At 57.4% G+C, this 4,017-nt stretch carries 4 protein-coding genes; 3 read left to right on the top strand and 1 reads right to left on the bottom strand.

Annotation, left to right across the window (positions count from 1 at the left end; genetic code table 11):
• Positions 1-1,277 precede the first annotated feature (1,277 nt).
• The 3 genes from QZ302_RS09195 to QZ302_RS09185 all read left to right on the top strand — a co-directional run bounded on the left by QZ302_RS09195 (position 1,278) and on the right by QZ302_RS09185 (position 3,034).
• Positions 1,278-1,943, top strand: coding sequence for an FKBP-type peptidyl-prolyl cis-trans isomerase (locus QZ302_RS09195; protein ID WP_294594696.1), 666 nt, complete (start codon positions 1,278-1,280; stop codon positions 1,941-1,943).
• 137 nt (positions 1,944-2,080) lie between these two features.
• Positions 2,081-2,557: a peptidylprolyl isomerase gene (locus QZ302_RS09190; protein WP_294594695.1), complete on the top strand. Its 477-nt coding sequence runs from the start codon at positions 2,081-2,083 to the stop codon at positions 2,555-2,557.
• Positions 2,558-2,584: 27 nt separating this feature from the next.
• Entirely contained in the window at positions 2,585-3,034 is a 450-nt protein-coding gene (locus tag QZ302_RS09185) for a DUF3127 domain-containing protein (RefSeq protein WP_294594693.1), read from the top strand.
• 108 nt (positions 3,035-3,142) lie between these two features.
• Here the strand turns inward: QZ302_RS09185 and QZ302_RS09180 are convergent, their stop codons facing one another.
• Positions 3,143-3,517, bottom strand: coding sequence for an MmcQ/YjbR family DNA-binding protein (locus QZ302_RS09180; RefSeq protein ID WP_294594691.1), 375 nt, complete (start codon positions 3,515-3,517; stop codon positions 3,143-3,145).
• Between the last annotated feature and the right edge of the window lie 500 nt (positions 3,518-4,017).

The following is a 4,017-nucleotide window of genomic DNA, read 5'->3' as shown; positions in this document are numbered from 1 at the left end:
CTCGACCGCGCGCCGTCGCCTAAAGAAGCGATTCAGCTATTTCGGCGATTAGCCGAATATAGATGAATCGCGCAGGCGCGCGAGACATAGAATTGGGTAGAGGCTGGTAGTTGAAATGCGTAAGCATTTCCTGTCCACGGGACGTGGGGCCCGCGCGGCCCGAGCGCAGTACCCTCAAACTAAACCGCGCGCCGCCGCCTAAAGAAGCGATTCAACTATTCCGGCAGTTAGCCGAAATAGAATGAATCGCGCAGGCGCGCGAAAAAGAGTGGTGCGCAAAAAATCCGTCGCCCGCCCGCCTAAAGAGGGATTTCGCTTATTTTGCGATAGCAAAATCGAGATGAAATCCCAGCGGGCGACGGAAAAAGCGGCGGAGCGATAGCGGAGCCGCAGTGAGGCACACACGGGGCGGAGAACTAGGACGAGCTTTGGGCTTTGCTTTTGGCCGGGTTTTGGGCCAAGAGCGAGTAGCGCGATTCGCAGAATCGCCGTCCTCGGCGAGAGCGACGCATCAGCGGCGCGTGGGGGCGCGCCGAGGACGAACCCGACAGGCCGAAACTGACAGGCTGGGGGTAATGAAGGAGGCGTTGCTCCTGCGACCCTTTGGGTCGCGCGGGCCGCCGCCTCCTCAAGCGGCGGACTGCATCAACAAGGCGCGCCGAGGACGAACCCGACAGACAGGGCGGTGAATGAGGAAAGTGCTTTTGAGGGTCGGACGCCCGGGAGTGGCCGCAGTGAGCATGCGAACATTGCGGGCCTCCCGAGGGGGAGGCGTCTGGCCCGCGCGGTTCTTCGAACCGCAGAGATTCAATCCAAAGAGATTCAATCCAAATTAGGGTAGAGGCTACCCGGTTCGAGTGCCTCTCGTTCCCGTTTATTCCGAGAGGCACCGCAATGGAAAACCGTGGCCGCGGTAGCCCACGCTGAAGGGATTGAAGTACTGCGTGCTGAAATGCAAAAATACGCTGCCGGTGCCGCTAAAGGCGGACGAGTAGTTGAACCCGTAGCCGCCAACGTTGCCCAGTCTACCCGATCCTGTATAGCGGTAGCCCGGGGCGAGCCCACAGGGCGTTTTGCTGGCAGCCTCTACCCTAACCGGCCCGACTCTGCCCGACCATCCCGGCCCCTTCCCCCCCAAGAGACCCCGCAGACCTCAACCCACCCAAACACAGCCCACCTCGCCCCCTACGACAGAAACGGCATAATAATTGACAAAAAATCCCTATCTTTGCACCTGATTTTCAGAAATCGAAAACTTCATAAACCCATATCGAACGATGAAAAAATTATTTATCATGGCCGCTGCCGGCACCCTGGCAGCCGTCGGAGCAACCTCTTGCGGCGGAAACGCCAAAATGACCACCGACACCGACTCGCTCGCCTACTCCGCCGGGATCGTGCTCGGAACCATGGCCTACCGGATGGACTCCACCATGAACCCCAACCTCATCGCAGCCGCCATCAAAGACGTCTATGCCAAGAAAGGTAAAATGACCGACCTCGAAGCCGACGCCTTCATGCGCGAATACATGATGAACAAATTCATCCGCGAAAGCGCTGCCAAGAACACCGAATTCATCGAAAAAGCAGTCGCAGACGGAGCACAGACCTTGCCTAGCGGCTTGGTCTACAAGATCGAAAACGCAGGGTCGGATCGGAAAGTCGCAGTGGGCGACTCGATCTACGCCAAATACAAACTCACCTTGCCTGACGGCCAGCTCGTCGAAGAACAAACCAACGCCGTTCCGTTCCTGTTGGAAGAAGGCAAACTCATCAAAGGTTGGATCGAAGGCATTCCGCAGATCGGCGAAGGCGGCAAAATCACCCTCTTCGTACCGGCCGACCTCGCTTACGGCGAACAAGGCCACGGCCCGATCGCACCGAACCAGGCTTTGCAATTCGACATCGAAGTGACCAAAGTCGTTCCGGCACCGACCAAGTAAACACACCTTCCATTGCAAAAACACCGACCTTTTCCGGAACGCACACCACGCTTCCGGAAAAGGTCGATTTTTGTCTTCAGTTTGATTTTAAACCCGGAAATAGCTACCTTTGCCCCGGATCAAACCGAGAAATCGAGATGAAACGAGCCGAAATACACACCGCCCGAGGCGTGATGAAAGTCGAACTCTACGACCGCGAAGTGCCGGGGACGACAGCCAACTTCTGCAAACTGGCCGAAAGCGGATTCTACGACGGACTGACCTTTCATCGCGTGATTCCGGACTTCGTCATCCAGGGCGGATGCCCGAACGGCGACGGACGCGGGGGGCCGGGGTACACCATTCCGTGCGAAACGGAGTGCGAACGGCAGTACCATGACCGCGGCGTACTCTCCATGGCACACGCCGGGCGGAACACCGGCGGATCGCAGTTTTTCATCTGCCACAACCGACAGAATACCGCACACCTCGACGGGGTGCACACCTGCTTCGGTCGTGTGTACGAAGGATTGGAAGTGATCGATGCGATTCGACAGGGAGACGTGATCGAAAAGATCGTCATCCTGCCCAACGGTGCGACTGCCTCCGCCGACAACGGCGAGGACGAAAACTAAGAGAATAGTTAAGCGAAAGGAACGATTATGGATTTGGAACTGACAGTAAACATGCTTCTCCCGGTGGTGAAAGGCCAGAGCGCACGCGGGGAGTGGACCAAACAAGAGGTGATTTTCGAAATTCCGGGGGAATTCAGCCGGAAACTCTGCGTAGGGTTCTGGAACGACCGCGCAGTGGATGCAGCGGCCTTGCGGCCGGGAGATCGGGTGGCGCTGAGCGTCAACATCGAATCGCGCGAATACAACGGACGCTGGTACACCGAAGTACGGGCTTGGCGGATGAGCAAATTGGACGTCGCACAGCAGCCGAATCAGGCGATGGGAGGCGGACAACCGATAGCCTCTTCCACACCGGCTGCAACCGCGGCGGCGCAGAGCGGAGGATACACGGCTGCGGCACCGGTCGGTGGCAACAATATGGCGGCGACGCAGGAAACCGCTACGTCGGCTGACGAAGTGGACGACCTGCCGTTCTAAAGCTTCCAACCAGGCATTGGACTGCAAAGGAGGGAGACACCCAGTAGGTGTCTCCCTCTCCTATTTATATGCTTTACGCTCGATTACTTTCACACCCGGCTTCAGCCGTCACAACCCCGCCTCCATCCGCTGTCGCTTCGGCAACGCGCGCAAGATCTCGCCATACGCATGATCGATCATCTCGCAAATCTGCGCATCGGTCAAGTGCGGGCCGCCCAGTTGTACCCCGTTCCAATGCCGTTTATTCATATGCCACCCCGGTTCGATCTCTTCGGGATAGCGGTCACGGAGCTCTTCGGCCCGTTCCGGTTCGCACTTAAGGAGCAGATAATCCGGCCTTTCCAACGCACACAGCGCAAAGATACGCCCCTGTTTCGCAGCGGTATCCCCCAGCCGAAAGACAATCGTCTTGTCGTCGAACGGGAAAGCCTCGGTCACGCCAGGCTTCTCCAGGCAATAGTTTCGAATCGTTTCAATATCCATACGTGTGCAAGTTACGTTTTTTCGCCCGAACTTCCTCTGAGAGCGGCCATAATTTCAGCTATCGCAGGCGCACGGACAAAGGATTGGGCTGAGGCTGGTAGTGGAAATGCGTCAGCATTTCCCGTCCCGCCGGGGTCACCCGGACGCCGCCCGCGCAGGGCAGTTTCAGGCGGGACAATGACCAGACGCGCGCCGACGCCTAAAGAGGGAAATCGTCAAAATGTGCTGGCACATTTTGACAAGATTTCCTCGGCGCGCATCAAAGAACAGGGCTGTCGGCAGCTTAAGGATGCGTAGCATCCGTCTAAAGTTTTTTTGTTCTTTTTGTTCACAAAAAGAACAGTACCCTCAAACCATCGCGCGCCACGCCTAAAGAAGCGATTCTGCTATTTCGGCGATAGCCGAATATAGATGAATCGCGCAAGGCGCGCGAACAAAGAACGGCGCGCGAAAAACCTCGACTTCGAGCAAAAACCCGTCGCCCGCCCGCCTAAAAGGGG

The sequence above is a fragment of the uncultured Rikenella sp. genome (genome assembly GCF_910579375.1).
In the GTDB taxonomy this organism is placed as follows: domain Bacteria; phylum Bacteroidota; class Bacteroidia; order Bacteroidales; family Rikenellaceae; genus Rikenella.
This window is presented reverse-complemented; position numbering and strand designations above follow the sequence as displayed.